Origin of the sequence: Plantactinospora sp. WMMC1484 (assembly GCF_049315195.1) — a bacterium.
Lineage (GTDB): Bacteria > Actinomycetota > Actinomycetes > Mycobacteriales > Micromonosporaceae > Plantactinospora.
This window is the reverse complement of sequence record NZ_CP186055.1, coordinates 5858454-5875251: the sequence shown is the minus strand read 5'-3', so window position 1 is coordinate 5875251 and position 16798 is coordinate 5858454. Positions and strand designations below refer to the sequence as shown.

Genomic DNA, 16798 nt, shown 5'->3' with positions numbered 1-16798 from the left:
CCGGGAGCGTCAGCCGAATAGCTGGCGTTCCAGGCGGGTCGGGGTGAGCCAGAGGTAGCGGGCGGAGCCTCCGCCGAACGCGGCGACCATCTCGGGCTGCATCGCGGCGAGCGGGGCCCAGAGTTCCCTGGCCAGGCCGAGCGCCGAGCCGACCAGCGCCGCCTCGGGCTGCGTCAGCCGCTGCGCCAGCACCACGTCGGCGCCGGCCAGCACGGGTACGCCGGCCGGGGTCAGCCGAGGCAGCACGGTGAGCTGGGTCTCCCAGGCCCGGGTCGGCGGCCGTCGCTCCGGCCCGTGCACGCCGACGTCGCGGAGTCGTAACAGCGGCCGGGTCGGGCCGGCCGGCTCGTCGCCACCGGGGTAGGCCGAGCGCCAGACCCGGTCACCGGCACCGCCGGCCGCCCGGTCCAGCGCCAGCCAGTGCGCCATCGTGGCGATCGTGCCGGCCGCCGCCGGATTGACCGCGTCCACGGCCTCGACCGCCACCCGCGCGCCCTGGCCGAGGCAGCGGAACAGCAACACCTGGGTGGTCCACCAGTCACCGACGAAGGCCACGGCCAGCGGTTCCGGGCGGAACAGACGCAGCAGCACCGGCTGGTTCGCGCCGTCCCGGCCCAGCAGCACGCCGATCGCGTCCAGATCCAGGCTGAGCCGGCCGAGCAGGTCGCCGACGAGCGGGCGTTCCGGCGCGACGGTCTTCGGGTCACCGGTCGGCATCGCCCGCCTTCCCTCCGGTCACACCCGACGGCTTTCTCGCTGCGTCGCCCGGCTGTTCCGTGGCCGCGTCACCCGGCCGCTCCCCTGCTGCCGGCCCCGTCCCTGCCGCCGCTCCGCAGGCGCTCACCGGGCGACCAGTCCCACGGTCGCCCCGGTCGGCGCGGTCGCGTACACGCCGGTGGCGTGCTCGCCGTTGAGCCGGACCAGCCGGATCCCCGCACCGGCGGCACCGGCCCGCAACTGCCGTACGCAGGCGTCGACGGATTCGGGGAGCGCGGTGAGGCGCACCAGGGTCCGGGCCGCCGGCCGGCCGCCCGGGGAACGGGGATCGCCACGCCGGCCGAACACCACCGCGACGCTCACGTCGAGGGCCGACGGGACCTGCGTCAGTGCCCTGAGCGGGTCTGCGCCGGCCTTCATCGGCCAGGCGCGTACCGCGAAGCAGACCTGCACCCGGCGCCGGCCCTGCCAGCGCGACCACCGTTCCCGGACCGGCCCGGGTGGTGTGGCGGCGCCGTCGAGCCCGTCGACACCGCACGAGTACGCCACGGCCTGCCGCAGGCCCTCCCCGTCCAGCACGCTGTGTTCGAGACCGAGGTTGGCCAGCCCGGTGCCGACCCGGGCGAGCGCGGCGGCGAGCGCCCGGTGTACGCCGGCCGTCCCGCCCCCACGATCCGCCGCCACCGTCGCCGCGTCCCGGGTGGCGAGCCGGGCGGCGATCCAGAGGTCGTGGTGCACCGGCACCGCCAGGACCCGACAGAGTTCCAGATAGGACTGCGCGGCGGCGGTGTGCGGGTGGACGGCGGCGACCGGCAGCGAGGAGTGCCGGAGCACGACCTGGAGGGTGCTGGCCGGCAGTGCCGGATCGGCGACCAGCTCGGCGAGCCAGTCGAGCGGCAGGGCACTGCGGTGGCCGCCGGAAAGCGCGTCGGGGTGGCGCACCGCGATCGCCGCGAACCAGCCCAGCGGATCCTCGCCGACGCCGATCGTGCCGGACCGGTCGGTGACCGTGCTGGTGCGCGGGCCCGGCGGAAGGATGGCCAGCAGCAGGTCGTCCGCCCCCTCCGCGCCGGCCCGGCGCTGTGCCCGCCGGGCGGCGCGGCGGCGGCCGGACAGCCGCAGCCGGGCACCGAGGACCTCGTACCACCAGCGGCCGCCGGACCGGCCGAAGGTGGCGACGAGCAGGACGGCGGCGGCGGTCCCGGCCAGCACAGCCGGCACGGGGGCGAGCGCGTGGGCGGCGGCGCCGGCCGCGAAGAGCGCCAGCTCGACGGCGACGAGTTGGACCGTGCCGAACCGGCCGGTGGGCCGGCCGACAGCCATCAACTCCGGCATGGTCCACACCATACGTGCCGGCGCTAAGATGTCGCATCGGGCGAAGGCGGGGTGATGATGCGCAGTCGTCGGGAACAGGTCCAGGCGTACCGGTTCCTCCTCCGGCGGATCGTCTCCGCGCTGCTCGTCGGCGAGCCCGAGACGAACGAGCTGCCGATGCGGCGGTTCGCCCTCGCGATGCTCGGCGGACTGCTCGTCGCGGTGCTGCTCGTCGCCGGCTTCGGCGTCTACGGCCTGCTCCGGCCGGGTGGTCGGCAACCGGTCGAGAACGCCATCATCGTGGAGCGGGGCACCGGCGCGAAGTTCGTCTACACCCAGGGCCGGCTGCACCCGGTGCTCAACTGGACCTCCGCGCTGCTGATCCTCGGTCAGCCGGAGCCGGCGGTACGGACCATGTCGGAGAGTTCGCTGCGCGCGGTGCCGCGCGGGCTGCCGATCGGGATTCCCGACGCACCCGACTCGCTACCGCCGAGGTCGGCCCTGGTGGGGCTGCCGATCAGCGTCTGCAGCGCCCCCCGGTCGCTGACCTCGGTCGCCCGGGCCACCCATCTGCTCCTCGGCCGGGCCCCGGCCGGAGGTACCCCGGTCGGCCGGCAGGGACTACTGGTGAGCGTGGACGGTGGCGACCGCTACCTGCTCTGGGACGAGCACCGGCTGCGGATCCGGGGCAACGCCGTCCTCGCCGCCCTGGGCTGGGCCGGGATACCGCCGGTCGCGGTCGGTGAGGCCTTCCTCAACTCCGTGCCGCCGGGGCCGGACCTGGTGCCGCTCGCCCTGCCCGGTGCCGGCTCGCCCGCCCGGCCGACGATCGCCGGCCAGCAGACCCGGATCGGGCAGCTCTTCCGGGCGGCGGGGCGGTCGTACGTGATGCTGCCCGACGGGTTGGTCCCGATCGGCGCGGTCACCGCCCGGCTGCTCGAGGCCGCCGGCCGGGCGGTCAACGAGATCTCCGCCCAGCAGGCCGGACGGTTGATCGTGGACGGTACGGCCGAGCCGCCCGGCCTGCCCGACGAGGTGCCCCGGGTACGCGGCGCGCAGGCCCCGACCCCGGTGGTCTGTGCGAGCTACCGTGACGACGGCGGTGCGGCGGAACATCCGGTCACCATCGAGACCTTCGGCGGCGTACCCGGCGAGGTGCCACCGGTCGAGGAGCCGGCGACGGCGGTCGGGATCGGGGTGGACGGGGTCCGGCCGGCGGACCGGATCGCGCTGCCGGGCGGGCACGCGGCGCTGGTCCGTGCCGCCAACCCGATCGGCGCGAACGCGGCCGGCAACGTCTACCTCGTCACCGACCAGGGGCTGAAGCTGCCGCTGGCCCGCCCGGACCTGGAAAAGGTGCAGAGCTCGCTCGGCTACGCCGGCATCCGGCCGGTGCAGGTGCCGGCGAGCATCCTGGCGCTGGTGCCGACCGGGGTGGCGCTCGATCCGGAGGCCGCGCTGCGGCTCGCGCCGCCGCCGACCGCCGCACCGGCCGGTGGCGGACCGGCCGGCGGCCCCGGCACCCCGGCACCCGGCCCGAGCTGACCGCCGTCGGATCCGTATCGACCTGCCGTCGGGTCCGTATCGACCTGCCGTCGGGTCCGTCGGGTCCGTGCCGGGAGGCTGGCCTCCGGTCGGTGGGGAGGTGGCGTGGCGCTACGGCGCGGGCCGCTCCGAGCCCCGGATCAGCCGCTCGCACTCGGCGACCTCGGGCGGGGCGAGTTCCGCGACCGCCTCCTCGTAGGCCGCGCGGGCCCGCTGCTGGGTGGCCCGCAGCACCCGGGTGACCACCTCACCGAGCTTGACGTGGTGGTACTGCTGCACCGCCCCGCCCCGCAACCGGACCTCGATGACCGCGCCGGCACCGGTCGCCCGGACGGCGACCCGGCCGTCCCGGCTCTGCCCCTCGACCGGCGCGCTCGCCAGCCGTTGCAGCTCACCGTCCATCGTGTCGAGCGCGGCGAGCGCCCGGCGGGCCAGGTCCTCGTATCGTGCCTCGTCGTGCGGCGAGTAGCGCAGCGGCACGCCGTCGTCCCGGTCGTCGCGCCCGGTCATCGCGGCTCGCCTCCCAGCACCCCGCCGTGCAGCTCCGGCAGCTCCACCCCGCCCCCCGGCGGCGCCCCTGCGGTACGCCAGCCATCGGCGCCGCTCCGGTCCCCGACCATGTCGTCGGAACCGTCGACCGGGGCCGAGGGGGGAGCCGTGGCGGGGGGTGTGGCCCCGGCGGCGAGGGCGGCGCAGGCGTCGCCGAGGCGCTGCTGGGCGGCGGCGACGGCGGCGAGCACGGCATCCTCGACCACGGCCGGATCGTGCCGGGCGACCGCCGGCGCGAAGGTCACCCTGACCACGAGGCCCTCGCCGTCGACCACGCAGGTGACGAGCCGGGCCGGATCGCTGCCCTCGTAGCTGCCGGCCCGCAGCCGTTGCCACTCCGCCTCCGTCCGCGCGATCGACGCCTCCAGCTCGGCGAGGTCGGCGGGGGTGGCACCCGGGGCGGTGATCGTCGTCGGGTCGGGCGGGTCGTCCGTCGGCATCGCAACCTCCGCAGGCATTGGGACCTCGACCCCGGTAGGCATAATATTTTACGAAGGCCGATCCGATGGTCCTCCGTGCCAGCAGAAGCGACAATCTGGGAGGATGGCGTTGAGCATTCCGGACGGTTCCGGTCCCGTCGGCGCGCCGGTCTCCGGGCCCGCCGGCGCAGCAGAGTTCCAGGCGCACCTGCCGGAGATGCGGGTGGCGGCGAACCAGATCGCCAGCCTGGCCGAGGAGTACCGCAGCTCCTTCACACCGATCGGCGGTGCGGTCGAGGGCGCGGTGGCCGGCAACGCGGGGCTGCCCAGCTTCGGCACGATGGCGCAGTTCTTCACAGTCGCCCTCTCGGCGGCGGTCCGGACCGTCGCCGAGGAGCTGGACACCCAGGCGGTGCAGGTGCGCCAGGTGGCGCAGCACTTCGAGGAGGTCGACCTGCAACAGCGGCAGCGGGCCGCGACGTTGCGCTTCGACGACCGGATGCCGCCGGGGGTGGCGTGATGGGCGCGGTGTCCTTCATGGGCCTGCGGCTGTCGCAGCCGGCCGTGGTCCAGTCGATCCTCACCCCGGTCGTGCAGACCCTCGTGCAGAACATGACGAACACCAGAGCCAGCTTCGGCACCGCCGCCACCCTGCCGAACCTCGTCGGTGAGACCGGTGTCGCCCAGCAGGACCGTCGGACCGTCGCGCTGAACGCACTCCAGCAGGTCATCGGCACGGTGGCCCAGGCGCAGATGACGACCAGCACCGGCAGTGCCCAGTTGCAGGCGACCAAGACACAGCTCGACGCGATCGTGGCCAGCGCGACGGCGGGTGGCTACCAGGTGTTGCCGACCGGGCAGGTGACGCCGAGCGCCGCGCAGCGGGCGTACTGCAAGGCGACCTGGTCGCACGGCGGCGCCGCCAGGTGGGCGATGTACCAGGCGAGGGCCGCGCAGTACACCGCGCAGATCGCCGCCACCACCGGCCAGGCGTCGACCCTGGACGCCCAGCTCACCGCCGCGCTGGTGAAGCTGGCCAGCGACTATCTCACCAGCCTGTTCCAGAAGGAGCCGGGCGCGGCCACGACCGCGCTGCCGCCCGTACCCGAGATCCCGGCGCCGCCGCCCGTTGCGGCGCCGACCATTCCGGCGCCGGGCGGTGGCGCGCCGATCGGCGCCGCCCCGACGGCGCTGCCCGCCGGCATCGGGGCGGACGTCGGGTCCGGGACCGAGCTGACCGGTTCGACCGCCCTGGCAGGGGCGGGGACCGGGGGAGGGCCGCTCGGCGGTGCCGGCACGCTCGGCGTCGGCGCGGCCGGGCTCGGTCTGAGCGGCGCACCGGCCGCCGGCACCGGCGCCGTCCCGCTGCAGGGTGGTGCGGCCGCTGTCGGGATGGCCGGGATCGGCACGGCGGCGGGTGCCGCCGCCGGGGCCGGGGCGGGGCGGGCGGCCGGGGGCGCCTCCGCGATGGGCGTGGGCGGCTTCGCCGCCGGTCACCCCGGCGCGGGGGGCGACTCCCGCGAGCACGAGGGCGCGGACTGGCTGGTCGAGGATGGCGAGCCGTGGGCCTCCGGCGACGCGCCGGACGGAGTGATCGGCTGACGCACCGGCCGGCCCGGTGGCGGTGAGACCCGGGGTCAGCCGGACCCGGGGTCAGCCGGGCAGGGCGGCAGAGGGTGGCGCAGACACGACGCACCCGGCAACGCGAGTCGCGGCCGCCGGGTGCGTGGGTCGGACCTCAGCGACCGCTCTGCTGCATCGTCCGGGCCGCCTGCCTGTCGGCCTGCCGGATGGCGGTGCTCGCGTCGCTGACCACGGTGCCGGCCTTCAGGACCACCTGGTGGAACTCGTTCCACAGTTGCTCCATCTGGGCCTTCCAGACCTCGAACTCGGCCCGGGCGTCGCTGTCCCACGGGATCTTCGCGATGTCGCCGACGAAGTTCTTGGTGATGCCCTCGATGTTGGTGCCGTACTTCTTGAGCTGCATGGCCGCGGCCTCTGCCTCGGCGTGCACCATCCGGATCTGGTTGCTCATGGGTTCCTCCGCTCGGACCGTTCCGTCCGCCTGGATGTGACCGGGTGGAGACGAGCCACCCTCGGGTGCGACCGGTCGCGCAGGATCAGCCGATGTTGTAGACGTTTATCGTGTTGACCGAGGCGGTCATCGTCTCGTTCGCTCCGGAGAAGGTCCGGTCGACCTGCTCCAGGCCGCCCCGCATCTCGTCCATCTTGTTCTGCAGGCGGCGGGCCCCGGCGACCATCTCGGCGGCCACGGCGTAGAACTTCGTGGCGGCCTCGCCCTCCCAGCCCCGGCTCCTGAGCTGCTGCACCGACTGGTCGATGTTCTTGACCTGAGACTCGATCATGCCGCGGGCCTGGTCCACGAGCGCTGCGGCGCGCTGGGCGTTACCCTCGTCGTGGGTGAATGTCTGTGCCACGCTTCCCTCCGGGAAATAGGCAGAGGCGGGACGCCCGATCCTCGGCGTCGCTATTCGGCCAGGGTAGCCGATGGCCGCACCGAGTCGCACCGTCCACGTGCTATCCGCTCACCCATGGTGATCGATGCCGCCGCTGCTCGTTGTGGGGCGAGTTTCACTCCGGGGCGAGCCACGCCGTCTGCACCAGGTTCACCCCGTCACTGCGCCGGATCAGGGTCCCGCGCCCCGCCGGCTGCGGGCTGGGGCGGAGGTGCCCGAGTACGGCGCCCTCGTCGGGGTTGCCGGACATCAGCAGTCCGGGCGTGTTCAGGTCGGTGAGGGTCTGCAGCACGGGCTCGTACATCGCCCGGCCGATGCCGCCGCAGCGGCGGGCCAGGATCAGGTGCAGGCCGATGTCCCGGGCCGGCGACAGCAGGTCCACCAGCCCGTCCAGCGGGTTGCCGCTGCTGGTGGCGACCATGTCGTAGTCGTCGACCAGGACGAAGATCTCCGGCCCGCTCCACCAGGAGCGGTTGCGCAACTGCTCGGTCGTCACGTCCGGGCCGGGCAGCCGGGCGGTCAGCGCCTGTGCGATCCCGCCCACCATCGCCGTCGTGGTCTGCGCCGAGGGGGTGTAGTCGAGCAGGTGCTCGCCCTCGACCACGCCGAGCAGCGTACGCCGGTAGTCGACGATCACCAGCTTCGCCTCGGTCGGCGGGTGGCGTTCCACGATGGTCCGGGCGATCAGCCGGAGCAGGTTCGTCTTGCCGCACTGCGCGTCGCCGAGCACCAGCAGGTGTGGCTCGGTGTCGAAGGCCAGCCGCACCGGGGCCAGGTGGGTCTCGTTCAGCCCGATCGGGATGCCCGGCCCGGCGACCTCGCGTAGCCGGGCCGCCGGCAGCTCCCGGGGGAGCAGGCGTACCGCCGGGGCGGGCTCGTGCTGCCAGGCGGCCCGGACCCGCTCCACCAGGCTCGCGGCGCCGGTCGCCAGGTCGTCGGCGCCGGCCCGGCCGTCGATGCGCGGCACGGCGGCCAGGAACTGGAGCTTGTCCCGGGTGACGCCCCGGCCCGGGGTGTCCGCCGGTACGTTCGCCGCGGCCCGCCGGTCGATCTCGGAGTCCGCCGGGTCGCCGAGCCGCAGCTCCAGCCGGGTGCCGAAGAGTTCCCGGACGTTGTAGCGGATCTCCGACCAGCGGGTGGCGGTGAGCACCACGTGGATGCCGAAGCCGAGGCAGCGGGCCGCGAGCCGGGTGATGATCTCCTCCTGCTGCTCGAACTCCTCCCGTACGACGCCCCAGCCGTCGACGACGAGGAAGACGTCGCCGAACGGGTCGTCGGTGATCTCGCCGCCGGCCCGCATCGCCCGGTACGCGTCGATCGACTCGATCCCGCGCTCGGCGAAGCGCGCCTCCCGCTCGTCCAGCAGCACGCTCACCTCGGCGACCGTCCGGCGGATCGCCTCGTGGTTGCGGCGCACCGCCACCCCGGACAGGTGCGGCAGCCCCTCCAGGGAGCGCAGCGTGCCGCCGCCGAAGTCGAGGCAGAGGAACTGCACCTCGCGCGGGCTGTGGGTGAGCGCGAGGGCGCAGAGCATCGAGCGGAGCAGGGTGCTCTTGCCGGTTCGCGGACCGCCGACGATCACCACGTTGCCGCCCGCCCCGGCCAGCTCCACCAGGAACGGGTCGCGGCGCTGCTCGTAGGGGCGGTCCTCGATGCCGACCGGCACGGCGAGCCGCCCGACACCCGGCCAGGCGGGGGTGACCAGGCCGCGCTGCTCGTCGACGACCGCCTCGCCGAGCAGCGCGTCGAGGCTCGGCGCCACGTCCAGCGGCGGCAGCCAGACCTGGTGCGCCGGCGGGCCGTGCCGCAGCCGCGCCACGATGACGTCGAGCATCGTCGTCTGCCGTCCGGCCTCGGCCGGGCCCTCCGCCGTGCCCACCGGCTGCTCGGGCAGTGCCGGCAGCTCGGGCGGGACCGGCACGGGGACGGTGCCGTACGGCATGATGCGGCGGCGTACCAGGGCCTGCGGGACCCGCGGGACGGTGCCGCCGGCCGCGCGGTACGGCCCGGAGACGTACGCGGCCCGGAAGCGCAGCATGGGCACCGTGCCGGCCTTCAGGTAGCCGTGCCCGGGCGCGTTCGGTAACTCGTACGCGTCCGGCACGCCGAGCACCACCCGACTCTCCATCGCCGAGAAGGTCCGCAACCCGATCCGGTACGACAGGTGGGTGTCCAGCCCGCGCAGCCGCCCCTCCTCCAGACGCTGGCTGGCCAGCAGCAGGTGCACCCCGAGCGAGCGGCCGAGCCGGCCGATCGTGACGAAGAGGTCGATGAAGTCCGGCTTGGCCGCCAGCAGCTCGCTGAACTCGTCGCAGATGATCAGCAGGCTGGGCAGCGGGGCGAGCGGTTCACCGGCCCGGCGGGCCTTCTCGTACTCGTACCGGGAGACGTAGTTGCCGGCGGCCCGGAGCAGCTCCTGCCGGCGGACCAGCTCGCCCGCGACGGCGTCCTCCATCCGGTCCACCATGGCCAGTTCGTCGGCGAGGTTGGTGATCACCGCACTGGTGTGCGGCAGCACGTCCAGGGAGGCGAAGGTGGCGCCGCCCTTGAAGTCCACCAGGACCAGGTTCAGCTCCTCGGAGGAGTGGGTGACGGCGAGCGAGACCACGATCGTGCGGAGCAACTCGCTCTTGCCGGAGCCGGTGGCGCCGATGATCAGGCCATGCGGGCCCATGCCGTCCTGGGCGGCCTCCTTGAAGTCCAGCTCCACCACGGAGCCGTCCGCGCCGATGCCGAGCGGGATGCGCAGCCGGTCCCGGTCCGGGCGGGGCCGCCAACTCCTGGCCGGGTCCACCGCGCCGGCGTCACCGAAGCCGAGCAACTCGGGCAGCTCGGTTACCCGGGCCGTCGCCTCCTCGGTCTCGACGTGCCGGGAGAGTCGGTGCGGGGCGAGCTGCCGGGCCAGTCCGGTGACCTGCTCGACGCTGAGCCGGTCCGGCACGCCGAGCGGCATGCTCCGGTCGCCCCGGTCCACGGCGAGGGTCTCGGCGGTGACGTCGAGGCAGAGCAGCCAGCGGCCGGCGTCCCGGGGCACCATCCCGGAGAGGTCCAGCACGGTGCTGCCGAGTACGCCCGCACCGTGCAGTTGCGACGTCGCCGGCACCTCGGCCCCGTCGAGTACGACCAGCAGGTGCGCCGCGGTGGCCAGCGGCCGGGCGTCCGGCGAGTGCCGCGGCCGGGGGGTGAACTCCTCGGCGAACGCCTCCTCGAGCGCGGCGGTCGACTCGAAGACCATCCGGACCGCCCCGGCACCGTCGCCGACCCGGTCGTCCTGGGCGTGCGGCAGCCACTTGACCCAGTCCCAGTCCGGTCGCCGCTGCGCCGTGGTCACGACGGCGATTCGCAGGTCGTCGGGGGAGTGGAAGGTCGCGAGCTGGCCGAGGAGGGCCCTGGCGAGGCCGAGCACCGGATCCCGGTCGCCGCGCAGCACGAGCCGGCTGAACGAGCGGAGCTGGATCGCCAGCGGCAGGTCCGGCACGACGGACTGGGCCCGCACGAAGCGGCGCAACGCCATCGCGGTCAACGGTTCCAGGTCCTCGACCGGCCGGGTCTCCGGCGGGACGATCCGCACCGACAGCTTCTGGGTGCCGGAGGCGACCCGTACCTCGGCGAAGTCGTCGTCGGTGCTCCGCCGCTCCCACATCCGCCGCGAGGCGCAGACCGACCAGAGCGTGGTCGGGGCCGGATGCCGCCAGAGCAGGGCGGTGCGCTGCTGCGCGGCGGCGTTGCGGGCCTTCCGCCGGGCCTGGGTCAGATAGCGCAGGTAGTCGCGGCGTTGCGCGTCCACCTCCGCCCGGCTGTTGCCGTGCCCGCCACCGCCCATCGTGGTGGCGGCCATGCCCAGCATGGAGAGTCCGAAGAGGCCGCCGACGACGTAGGTGAGCACGCCGCCGCCCCGGCCGCTGTAGAGGATCGCCATCGCGGCGACGCCGGCCACCATCGGCACCAGCATCAGCATCTGGAGCGGGCTGCGGGGCAGCGGATCCGACAGTTCGGGCGGGGGTTCGAGGACGAGTTCGCCCCGGGGCAGCGGCGGCGAGGGCTGGCGGGGCGGCCGGCGGAACAGGACGGTGCCCGCGGCACCCTCACGAGCGCCCGGAAGGCGAGACTGGGCCTCGGTGACCTCCACGACCCGGGATACTATACGGAGAGTCTCCCGGCACCCTCCGCTCCGTTGGCTAGACTTGCCGTTCCCGTTCGGCGTTTGGGGAAGGTTGCACGATGGCCGCCGATGAGTTCGCCGTCGATCTCCTGTCGCTGCACGACTTCCGGCGCAGCCTCCAGCCCCGCGTCGAGGCGGCGCTCGCCGCGCTGACCGCGCTGACCACGGCGCCCGGCAGCGACCGACCCGCCCTCGGCGGGTTCCACGACGCGCAGCGGACCGCCGACCGGCACCAGGAACTGCACGACGAATATGTGGCCCGGCTGCGCCGGCTGGCCACCGCGCTCACGGTGGCGCAGGCGGCCACCGCGCAGATCGTCGAGAGCTACCGGAGCGTCGACGAGCTGAGCGAGACGAATGCCAGACGGATCGCAGGCGCCCTCGGCGCGGTGAGTGAGGCTCTGCATGGTGGCCGACGCGATGGTTGACGAGTACCACGAGCGCTACCGGCAGCAGACGCACGAGGAGCTCTACCGGCTGCTGATGGCAGGGCTGCCGGCGCAGGTCGACGGCATCGCCGACGCCTGGCACAGCGTCGAGGAGATCCTCGGCGGCATCGCCACCGGGCTGCACGACGATCTCACCCGGATGCTCGCCACCTGGACGGGGCCGGGCAGCCGGGAGTTCCATTACCGGGTGGGTCTGATCGTGAGCTATGCCGCGAAGCTGGCCGAGGAGGCGGCGGCGATGCGCACCGGGCTCACCGTGATGGCCGGTGCGCTCGGCGAGACGCAGCGGCAGGTCGAGCGGGACCGCCCCGAGCTCGCCGGGGCCGGGGTCGACGAGATGTCCGGGGTCTTCGGTCGGGTCATGTCCGAAGAGGAGCGGGCCAAGGCGCGGGAGCGGGTCTCGGCACAGGTGGCCCGGCTCGCCGCCGAGTACGCGGTCACCGACCACCGGAGCTGGCCGGCGATGATCCCGGTCGAGCCGGGCGACCTGCCGGTGGTCGGCGGGCTGATCGGCGACCTCGAGCTACCGTCGGCGATCTCGGTGCCGGATCCGGCGCCGCTGCTCGACGCGGAGCAGCCGGTCGACACCACCGCGCTGGCCGGTGCGGGAAGCTTCGGTGACGCGCCGGGTGGCATGGGCGCGCTGGCCGCCGCCCCGTCCCCGTCGTCGGCACCGCAGCCGGCCAGTTCGCTGAGCGGCGCCGGGCCGACCCTGGCCGGCCTCGGCAACCACCTGATCACCCGTGCGGCCGGTGCCGAGGGGCGCGCCGGCTCCGGCACCGCGAACCAGGGCGCGGGGAACCAGGGCGCGGCGGCCACCGGGGCGGGCGCGGCGCCGATGGTGGGTGCGGCCGGCGCCGCCGGTCTCGGCGGCCGCCCGGCCGACGGCTATTCGATCACGGATCCCCGGCTCGCCACCGATGGCACGGGATGGGCGGCGGACGGGAGCCTGGAGTGGGACGCCGAGGGCGACGCCCCGCCACCGATCCTCGGCCGCGCCGACGACGCCTGAGTTCCGTCACCCTGGCCGTCGGTGAGATTCACAGTCTCGGCATCACGCGAACGGGATCACGAGTCCAGGGTAGTCGGCGGTGAGATCCGTCATGCCGGGTAGGCGGCGTGACCAGCAGATCGTAAGGTTAGCCGACCCTAATTCAGGAACCCACGGGGACGATCGTGACGACGCTAGCGGGCCGGCCGGCCGGGGCCGGGGTCCGGCCGCGCCGACGGGCCGGCCGGCGCATCGGGGCGACCGCCGCTGCGGCGGTGCTGCTGCTGGTGGCGGTACTGGCGAGTCTCGCGCTCGGCAGCAAGCCGCTCCCGCCGGCCGAGGTGTGGCACGCGCTGGTGGCACCGGACGGCGGTGAGGCGAGCACCATCGTGCGGGAGCTGCGCGTCCCGCGTACGCTGCTCGGGCTGCTCGTCGGCCCCGCGCTGGCCCTTGCCGGGCTGCTGCTGCAGGCGCTGACCCGCAACCCGCTGGCCGAGCCCCGGATCCTCGGGGTCAGCGCCGGCGCCTCCCTCGGCGTGGTGCTGGCGATCGCGGTGTTCGGGATCGGCACGCTGGCCGGCTACGTCTGGTTCGGCATCGTCGGCGCACTCCTCGCCGGCCTGCTCGTCTACGGCATCGCCAACCGTGCCCGGGAGGGCGCCAGCCCGGTGACCCTGGCACTGGTCGGCGTCGCCCTGGACGCCAGCCTCGGCGCCACCGTCGTCGCCCTGCTCACCATCGACGCCCGCACCTTCGAGGAGTACCGCTTCTGGGTGGTCGGCGCCCTCACCGGCCGGGACGCCGGGGTCGCCGCGCAGGTGGCGCCCTTCGTGCTGGCCGGCGTGCTGCTGGCCGCGTTCGCCGCCCGTGGCCTGGACGCGCTGGCACTCGGCGACGACGTCGCCCGAGGGCTGGGCCACCGGGTCGGGTTGGTCCGGCTCGCCGGGGGAGCGGGCGCGGTGCTGCTGACCGGGGCGGCGGTCGCGGCAACCGGGCCGATCGCGTTCGTCGGGCTCGCGGTGCCGCACCTGGCCCGCGCTCTGGTCGGCGCCGACCACCGCTGGGCGCTCGCGGTGGCGGCGCTGCTCGGCCCGGCGCTGCTGCTCGCCGCCGATGTCATCGGCCGGCTCGTCGCGCCGCCCGGCGAGGTGCCGGCCGGCATCGTCACCGCGCTGCTCGGCGCGCCACTGCTGGTCGTGCTGATCCGACGGGCCCGGGTGGTGACCGCATGACCGTGTCGCGGGTACGCCCCACCGCTCGGCCTCCTGCTGCGGCGGTAGCAGGACCCCGCTCCCCGGCGGTGCCGGTGGGGCGCAGCCTGATCCGGCTCGGCCCGGCCCGGCTCGCCGTCCGGCACCGGCCCCTCGCGGTCGGCGGAGTGCTGCTGCTCCTGCTCGCCGCCGCCGTGGTGCTGGGGCTGTCGCTCGGCACTCCGTACGTCGCACCGCAGGACGTGCTCCGGTCGCTGGCCGGTGGCGGCACCCGCTACGACCTGGTCGTCCTCGACCTGCGGCTGCCCCGGGTCGTGCTGGCGGTGATGGTCGGGGCGGTCTTCGGCATCGCCGGCACCCTGATCCAGAGCGTCGCCCGCAACCCGCTGGCCAGCCCGGACGTCATCGGGGTCAGTCAGGGGGCCGGGCTCGCCGCCACCGTGGCGCTGACCAGCGGGGCGGGTGCCGTGCTGATCGCACCGGCCGCGCTGCTCGGCGGCCTGGCCGCCGCCGGCGCGGTGCTGCTGCTGGGGCTGAGGCACGGGCTGGCCGCGCAGCGGTTCGTGCTGGCCGGCGTCGCCGTCGCGGTGGCGCTGCGGGCGCTGACCGAGGTGGTGATGATCTCCGCCGACCCGATCGACGGGATCCGGGCACAGCTCTGGCTGGTCGGCACGCTGGCCGGCAAGGGCTGGCAGGAGACGGCGTACCTCGGGGTGACCCTGCTGGTGCTGCTGCCGGTGCTGCTCTGGGCCGGCTGGGCGCTGCACGGCAGCGCCCTGGACGACGACACCGCGCGCGGCATCGGGCTGCGCCCGGTCACCCGCCGGATCGGCCTGGCCACCACCGGGGTACTGGCCGCCGCGATGGTCACCGCGCAGGTCGGTGCGGTGGACTTCGTGGCGCTGGCCGCACCGCAACTTGCCCGGCGGCTGGTCCGGGCGGAGCGGCCACCGCTGTTCTGTGCCGCCCTGGTCGGCGCGCTGCTGGTGGTCCTCGCCGATCTGGCCGGGCGCCGGCTCTTCGCACCGACCCAGCTACCGGCCGGGGTGCTGACCGCCGCCCTCGGCGGTCCGTACCTGATCTACCTGCTGCTCCGCGGTCGACGGAAGGTCTCCTAGATGCTGTCCACCCGCGACCTCGCCGTCGGCTACGAGGACCGGACCGTCATCGACGGCCTCGACCTGACCCTGCCGGCCGACGCGTTCACCGTGATCGTCGGCCCGAACGCCTGCGGCAAGTCGACCCTGCTGCGCACCATGGCCCGGCTGCTCACCCCGCGCCGGGGCACCGTGCTGCTGGACGGCGAGGCGATCCGCACCCTGCCGACCCGCGCGGTCGCCCGCCGGCTGGCGGTCCTGCCGCAGAGTCCGCTCGTGCCCGAGGGGGTGACCGTGGCCGACCTGGTCGGCCGGGGACGGCAGCCCTACCAGCGCTGGTGGCGGCAGTGGGCGCCGGCCGACGAGGTCGCGGTCCGCGAGGCGATGGCACTCGCCGACATCGAGGAGCTGGCCGAACGGCCCGTCGACACCCTCTCCGGCGGGCAGCGGCAGCGGGTCTGGATCGCCATGACGCTGGCCCAGGACACCGAGGCGCTGCTGCTCGACGAGCCGACCACCTTCCTCGACCTCGCCCACCAGGTGGAGGTGCTGGACCTGCTGCACCGGTTGCGTACCGAGCGGGGCCGCACCGTCGTCGCCGTACTGCACGACCTCAACCAGGCCGCCCGGTACGCCGACCACCTCGTCGCGATGCGCGACGGCGCGGTCGTCGCCGCCGGGCCGCCCCGGCAGATCCTCACCGCGGACCTGGTCCGCGACGTTTTCGGGCTCGACTGTGTCGTCGTGCCCTGCCCGGTGACCGGGGCGCCACTTGTCGTCCCGGCGCTCGGCACGCTCTCGCTGAAGAAAGGTTCGTCATGCGCCGCAGACTCACCACCCTCCTCGCCGTCGCCGCACTCGGCGCCGGCCTGACCGGATGCACCAGCAGCGATCCGGTGGTCGGGGAGGGGGCCACCGGGTCGGAGACCCGGACCATCGCCCACGCCATGGGCAGCACCGAGGTGCCGGCCCAGCCGAAGCGGGTGGTGGTGCTCGACACCGACAAGATCGACACCGCGCTCTCGCTCGGCGTCGTGCCGGTCGGTGCCGCGCAGACCGGTGAGGTCGCCGGCTGGCCGTCGTACTTCGGCGCCGACCAGGTCGCCGGGATCACGCGGGTCGGCCTCCTCACCGAGCCCGACCTGGAGGCGATCACCGCGCTGCGGCCGGACCTGATCCTCGGCAGCAGGTTCCGCCAGGAGAAGTTCTACGACGAGCTCTCCGCGATCGCCCCCACCGTCTTCACCGAGCGGGTCGGCATCACCTGGAAGGAGAACTTCCTCCTCGACGGTACGGCGCTCGGCAGGGAACAGGAGGCGAAGGATCTGCTGGCCGCGTACGAGAAGCGGGCCCGGGACCTGGGCAGCACGCTCGGTGACGCCGCCGCGCGGAAGATCTCCATCGTCCGGTTCCGACCCACCGAGATCCGGGTGTACGGTCCGGACTCCTTCTCCGGGCTCGTCCTCGGTGACGTCGGGCTCGGCCGGCCGGAGCGGCAGCTGCTGGCGGACAAGGAGGACAAGCGGTTCGACAAGGTGAGTCCGGAGCGGATCGCCGAGGTCGACGGCGACGTCATCTTCGTCACGGCGTTCGGCGAGAAGGCCGCCGCCGAGCAGGCCAGGGTGACCGGCGGCAGCCTTTGGAAGAACCTCTCGGCGGTCCGGGCCGGCCGGGCGTACGTGGTTGCCGACGAGACCTGGATGACCGGTATCGGTGTCACCGCGGCCGGCAAGATCCTCGACGATCTCGAGAGGTACGTGCCGGCCGCCTGATTTCCTGTCACGCGGGCATTTCCTGTCACGCCAGCATTTCCTGTCATGCGCGCAGTTCCTGTCAGTCCGCCTCCGGCACGTTCGAGTGCTGCCAG

General features: G+C 74.5%; 16 protein-coding genes. 9 read left to right on the top strand and 7 right to left on the bottom strand.

Going from position 1 to position 16798, the window contains the following annotated elements; genetic code table 11:
- Positions 1-9 precede the first annotated feature (9 nt).
- Complete coding sequence (locus ACN28C_RS25455) at positions 10-717, bottom strand: hypothetical protein (RefSeq protein ID WP_422770053.1); 708 nt, start codon at positions 715-717, stop codon at positions 10-12.
- A gap of 123 nt (positions 718-840) precedes the next feature.
- The gene (locus tag ACN28C_RS25450) at positions 841-2052 is read right to left on the bottom strand and encodes a type VII secretion protein EccE (protein ID WP_422770052.1); all 1212 of its coding nucleotides are present in this window, start codon (positions 2050-2052) and stop codon (positions 841-843) included.
- Positions 2053-2106: 54 nt separating this feature from the next.
- Between ACN28C_RS25450 and eccB the strand changes: the two genes are divergently transcribed.
- The gene (gene eccB / locus ACN28C_RS25445; protein WP_422770051.1) at positions 2107-3576 is read left to right on the top strand and encodes a type VII secretion protein EccB; all 1470 of its coding nucleotides are present in this window, start codon (positions 2107-2109) and stop codon (positions 3574-3576) included.
- Between the two features lie 111 nt (positions 3577-3687).
- Here the strand turns inward: eccB and ACN28C_RS25440 are convergent, their stop codons facing one another.
- Positions 3688-4086, bottom strand: a complete 399-nt coding sequence (locus tag ACN28C_RS25440; RefSeq protein ID WP_422770050.1) for a YbaB/EbfC family nucleoid-associated protein — start codon at positions 4084-4086, stop codon at positions 3688-3690.
- Entirely contained in the window at positions 4083-4565 is a 483-nt protein-coding gene (locus ACN28C_RS25435; protein WP_422770049.1) for a YbaB/EbfC family nucleoid-associated protein, read from the bottom strand. Before ACN28C_RS25435 ends, ACN28C_RS25440 begins: the two co-directional genes overlap by 4 nt.
- A gap of 103 nt (positions 4566-4668) precedes the next feature.
- Here ACN28C_RS25435 and ACN28C_RS25430 point away from each other — a divergent pair, with 103 nt between their 5' ends.
- Positions 4669-5064, top strand: a complete 396-nt coding sequence (locus tag ACN28C_RS25430; protein ID WP_422770048.1) for a hypothetical protein — start codon at positions 4669-4671, stop codon at positions 5062-5064.
- Positions 5064-6146 carry a hypothetical protein gene (locus ACN28C_RS25425; RefSeq protein WP_422770047.1) on the top strand — a complete coding sequence of 361 codons (1083 nt, stop codon included), beginning with the start codon at positions 5064-5066 and terminating at the stop codon, positions 6144-6146. The genes ACN28C_RS25430 and ACN28C_RS25425 overlap by 1 nt, the downstream gene beginning before the upstream one ends.
- Positions 6147-6282: 136 nt before the next feature.
- On the opposite strand, the gene ACN28C_RS25420 is transcribed toward ACN28C_RS25425, so the two are convergent.
- From ACN28C_RS25420 to eccCa, 3 genes are all read right to left on the bottom strand, one after another.
- Positions 6283-6579, bottom strand: a complete 297-nt coding sequence (locus ACN28C_RS25420; RefSeq protein ID WP_422770046.1) for a hypothetical protein — start codon at positions 6577-6579, stop codon at positions 6283-6285.
- Positions 6580-6664: 85 nt separating this feature from the next.
- A complete protein-coding gene (locus tag ACN28C_RS25415; protein ID WP_422770045.1) occupies positions 6665-6982 on the bottom strand; it encodes a WXG100 family type VII secretion target in 318 nt (105 codons plus the stop codon).
- A 154-nt stretch (positions 6983-7136) separates the two neighbouring features.
- Positions 7137-11150, bottom strand: a complete 4014-nt coding sequence (gene eccCa / locus ACN28C_RS25410) for a type VII secretion protein EccCa (RefSeq protein WP_422770044.1) — start codon at positions 11148-11150, stop codon at positions 7137-7139.
- 92 nt (positions 11151-11242) lie between these two features.
- Here eccCa and ACN28C_RS25405 point away from each other — a divergent pair, with 92 nt between their 5' ends.
- From ACN28C_RS25405 to ACN28C_RS25380, 6 genes are all read left to right on the top strand, one after another.
- Entirely contained in the window at positions 11243-11611 is a 369-nt protein-coding gene (locus tag ACN28C_RS25405; RefSeq protein ID WP_422770043.1) for a hypothetical protein, read from the top strand.
- On the top strand, positions 11604-12644 hold the full coding sequence (locus tag ACN28C_RS25400) for a hypothetical protein (RefSeq protein WP_422770042.1): 1041 nt from the start codon (positions 11604-11606) through the stop codon (positions 12642-12644). Before ACN28C_RS25405 ends, ACN28C_RS25400 begins: the two co-directional genes overlap by 8 nt.
- 164 nt (positions 12645-12808) lie before the next feature.
- On the top strand, positions 12809-13855 hold the full coding sequence (locus ACN28C_RS25395; protein ID WP_422770041.1) for a FecCD family ABC transporter permease: 1047 nt from the start codon (positions 12809-12811) through the stop codon (positions 13853-13855).
- Positions 13852-14952 (top strand): FecCD family ABC transporter permease, encoded by a 1101-nt coding sequence (locus ACN28C_RS25390; RefSeq protein ID WP_422770040.1) that lies wholly within the window; start codon positions 13852-13854, stop codon positions 14950-14952. Before ACN28C_RS25395 ends, ACN28C_RS25390 begins: the two co-directional genes overlap by 4 nt.
- Positions 14953-15804 carry an ABC transporter ATP-binding protein gene (locus tag ACN28C_RS25385; RefSeq protein WP_422770039.1) on the top strand — a complete coding sequence of 284 codons (852 nt, stop codon included), beginning with the start codon at positions 14953-14955 and terminating at the stop codon, positions 15802-15804. It abuts the gene before it with no gap.
- The gene (locus ACN28C_RS25380) at positions 15750-16703 is read left to right on the top strand and encodes an ABC transporter substrate-binding protein (protein WP_422770038.1); all 954 of its coding nucleotides are present in this window, start codon (positions 15750-15752) and stop codon (positions 16701-16703) included. Before ACN28C_RS25385 ends, ACN28C_RS25380 begins: the two co-directional genes overlap by 55 nt.
- Positions 16704-16798: the final 95 nt, after the last annotated feature.

Coding starts and splice junctions, on each gene's coding strand:
- ACN28C_RS25425 (WP_422770047.1), top strand. CDS start 5,064: ATGGGCGCGGTGTCCTTCATGGGCCTGCGGCTGTCGCAGCCGGCCGTG.
- ACN28C_RS25385 (WP_422770039.1), top strand. CDS start 14,953: ATGCTGTCCACCCGCGACCTCGCCGTCGGCTACGAGGACCGGACCGTC.
- ACN28C_RS25400 (WP_422770042.1), top strand. CDS start 11,604: ATGGTTGACGAGTACCACGAGCGCTACCGGCAGCAGACGCACGAGGAG.
- eccB (WP_422770051.1), top strand. CDS start 2,107: ATGATGCGCAGTCGTCGGGAACAGGTCCAGGCGTACCGGTTCCTCCTC.
- ACN28C_RS25390 (WP_422770040.1), top strand. CDS start 13,852: ATGACCGTGTCGCGGGTACGCCCCACCGCTCGGCCTCCTGCTGCGGCG.
- ACN28C_RS25380 (WP_422770038.1), top strand. CDS start 15,750: ATGCGCCGCAGACTCACCACCCTCCTCGCCGTCGCCGCACTCGGCGCC.
- ACN28C_RS25430 (WP_422770048.1), top strand. CDS start 4,669: ATGGCGTTGAGCATTCCGGACGGTTCCGGTCCCGTCGGCGCGCCGGTC.
- ACN28C_RS25455 (WP_422770053.1), bottom strand. CDS start 717: ATGCCGACCGGTGACCCGAAGACCGTCGCGCCGGAACGCCCGCTCGTC.
- ACN28C_RS25440 (WP_422770050.1), bottom strand. CDS start 4,086: ATGACCGGGCGCGACGACCGGGACGACGGCGTGCCGCTGCGCTACTCG.
- ACN28C_RS25405 (WP_422770043.1), top strand. CDS start 11,243: ATGGCCGCCGATGAGTTCGCCGTCGATCTCCTGTCGCTGCACGACTTC.
- ACN28C_RS25420 (WP_422770046.1), bottom strand. CDS start 6,579: ATGAGCAACCAGATCCGGATGGTGCACGCCGAGGCAGAGGCCGCGGCC.
- ACN28C_RS25450 (WP_422770052.1), bottom strand. CDS start 2,052: ATGCCGGAGTTGATGGCTGTCGGCCGGCCCACCGGCCGGTTCGGCACG.
- ACN28C_RS25435 (WP_422770049.1), bottom strand. CDS start 4,565: ATGCCGACGGACGACCCGCCCGACCCGACGACGATCACCGCCCCGGGT.